Genomic DNA, 2,918 nt, shown 5'->3' with positions numbered 1-2,918 from the left:
AATTTCGCGGTAGCAGAGCGATTGAAGCTTGACTGGGTTGACCACCTTCTCTGGTGTGTTTTGGTTGACCCAGTTTAATGCTTGCGCAAAAGCGTCTAGCGTCGCATCCAGCTTGGCGGCTTGCGACACAGACACCTTGAGCTTGCAGGAGATAGTCAGGACTTGGGCCATGTCACAATTATCCGTCGTCCGCATTCCTCCCGGCCTTGACCGGCCCCCCTCCCCCCGTATACGGGGGTACAGGGCGGGGCTCCTGCGGTTTCTAGCTGAAATCGGCTCGGTAGCCCCGGCAACTCTAGTTGCCCACACTACCTCCAGCCTGGGATTGGCATGGCCGTCTAAGGCCTCTGGCCTGCCGACACGAGTGGTTGGAATCCCTGAAGAATTAAGCAAACCTAGGTGGCAAGGCTAAAGCAGCTTATGCCAATGCCTACGGCAAGGCCCAAGCAATACCCAGAGCAGCCATGCCGACGGTTGGGTATGAGGTTTCTCGAGACTGAGGAAGCTTATACTTCTGTTCGCACTGGGGGTCTGGAGACCTTGGCCAGCTTTCTGGATAGCGATTTTCTGCCCAGAGGCAGTAAAAAACCTGAAGGGTAGAAGTTGATAGGAAAGCAGGTGAAGTGTGGACTGTTGAGAACCTTAGATGGTTGGCTAATCACTGCCGACGCCAATGCGGCAATCAACACGAAGTAACGGCAACTTTTGGACTTTGTCTGTGGGGAGTTAGCAGAGGCGCTTTGACAAGGCCTTTAGGAGTTTGCTTCTGGGCTGCTTGAAAATCCTTGCCACTTAAGTGCGGGGAGTGTCAAAACGGGTTATCGTATCAAGGGGATCCCCGTGTGGGGAAACAATCTGGGCTGCTCTCCCTTGGTAAAGATTGCCATGCATTCGAGCGAGTCTTTTCGACGCACCAAAATTGTCGCCACCATCGGCCCTGCCAGCTCCAACCCCGCCATCCTAAGGGAAATGATCCTGCAAGGGGCAACCACCCTTCGCCTCAACTTCTCCCATGGGGATCACGATCTGCACCGCCGCAACATCCGCCTCATCCGCCAGACCGCTATGGACCTGGGCATCCAGGTCGCCATTTTGCAAGACCTGCAGGGGCCCAAAATTCGCCTGGGCAAGTTTGCCGAAGGCTCGATTACCCTCAGGAGCGGGGATCCCTTCGTGTTGACCAGCAAGCCCATTTTGGGATCCCAGGAGCGCAGTTGGGTCACCTACGACAAGCTGGCCCAAGAGGTGCCGGAAGGGGCGACGATCCTCCTCGATGACGGTCGGGTGGAGATGCGGGTGGAGGCAGTGGATCCCGAGGCGGGGGAGCTCTTCTGCCGCACCATTGTCGGCGGCACCCTCTCCGACAACAAGGGAGTGAACTTCCCCGGCGTGCGCCTCAGCATCCGCGCCGTTACCGAAAAAGATAAGGCAGACCTTTACTTCGGCCTCAACCAAGGGGTGGACTGGGTGGCCCTTAGCTTTGTGCGGGATCCCTCTGATGTGCTGGAGCTGCGGGAACTGATGGCCGCTGTCGGCAAGCGGGTTCCTATCATCGTCAAGATTGAAAAACACGAGGCCATCCAACAACTGCCCCAGATCCTGGCCCTCAGCGACGGGGTAATGGTGGCGCGGGGAGATCTGGGTGTAGAGCTGCCGGCGGAAGAGGTGCCGATTTTGCAGAAGCGGATGATCGCCATGGCCAACTGCTTAGGGATCCCGGTGATCACTGCTACCCAAATGCTGGACAGCATGGTTCACAGCCCTCGTCCCACTCGGGCTGAGATCTCGGATGTGGCCAATGCTATTTTGGACGGCACCGATGCCGTCATGCTCTCCAACGAGACGGCGGTAGGCAAATATCCCGTCGAGGCGGTGGCGACCATGGCCCGCATTGCCGTGCGCATCGAACGGGATTACTTCAGCCCAATCTATGTCGATCGCCGCCAACACCTGCGCGCCCTCACCCTGCAGGAGCTGAGCCAAAACAACAACAGCTCTGGTAGCAATGGTTCGTCCCGGCCCAAAACCCTGATCGCCGACTCAATTAGCCGCGCCGTAGGGGAGATTGCCCAGGAGTTGGATGCGGTGGCGGTGATGACCCTGACTAAAACTGGGGCTACGGCTCGCAATGTCTCCAGGTTTCGCCCTCGCACCCCGATCTTGGCGGTAACTCCTCATGTAGAGGTGGCGCGGCAACTGCAGTTGGTGTGGGGGGTACGGCCCCTGTTGGTCATGGATTTGCCTACCACCCGCCAGACCTTTCAGGCCGCCATCAACGTGGCTCAGGAAGAAGGTTTGCTCAAGGATGGCGACTTGGTGGTGCTCAGCGCTGGCACTTTGCCAGGCGTATCCGGCTCCACCGATCTGATTAAGGTAGAGGTAGTAAAGGCAGTGGTGGCCAAAGGCAGAGGGTTTGGCAAAGGCACTGTCAGCGGCCCGGCCCGCATCCTCAGATCTAGCCTCGACGCCAGCAAAATCACCGCTGGCGACATCCTGGTTGCTCGCGCTACCGATGCCAACTATGTGGAGGCGATCAAACAGGCGGCTGGGGTGATCACCGAAGAAGATGGGGCCTCCTCCCATGCGGCGGTGATCGGTCTGCGGTTGGGGGTGCCGGTGCTGGTGGGAGTTAAGGATGCTACGCGCCTCATCCGCGACGGGGCCATCGTTACCTTGGACACCGAGAGGGGGATTGTCACTTCAGGAGCGGATGGGTTGGGCTTTTAACGGGTTTGGCGGTCATTGCGGACAAGGGTGAGACTGTCTCCTAGGCTCTCTCCCTGGGAAGGGGGAGGCAGGGATCTGCGCCGACAAGGACTCCTCAACGATCTGGAAAACAGTCTCAGCAAACTCGGCGAAGCAGATCGCCCTGCCAGGGTGCTTATGGTGGTGGTAACCGATGGCCAAGAGAACGCCAG

1 protein-coding gene and 1 pseudogene are annotated in these 2,918 nt (G+C 58.4%); one reads left to right on the top strand and one right to left on the bottom strand.

The features are described from left to right. A pseudogene (locus NW863_RS01595) lies at positions 1–171 on the bottom strand (RNA-guided endonuclease TnpB family protein); the annotation flags it as partial. A gap of 714 nt (positions 172–885) precedes the next feature. Here NW863_RS01595 and pyk point away from each other — a divergent pair. Beyond that, on the top strand, positions 886–2,727 hold the full coding sequence (pyk, locus tag NW863_RS01590) for a pyruvate kinase (protein WP_414364012.1): 1,842 nt from the start codon (positions 886–888) through the stop codon (positions 2,725–2,727). Positions 2,728–2,918 lie beyond the last annotated feature (191 nt).

Source organism: Synechococcus sp. B60.1, from assembly GCF_047462555.1.
Taxonomy (GTDB): Bacteria; Cyanobacteriota; Cyanobacteriia; order Thermostichales; family Thermostichaceae; genus Thermostichus.
The sequence above is the reverse complement of the archived record's forward strand: the minus strand, read 5'-3'. Positions and strand labels throughout refer to the sequence as shown.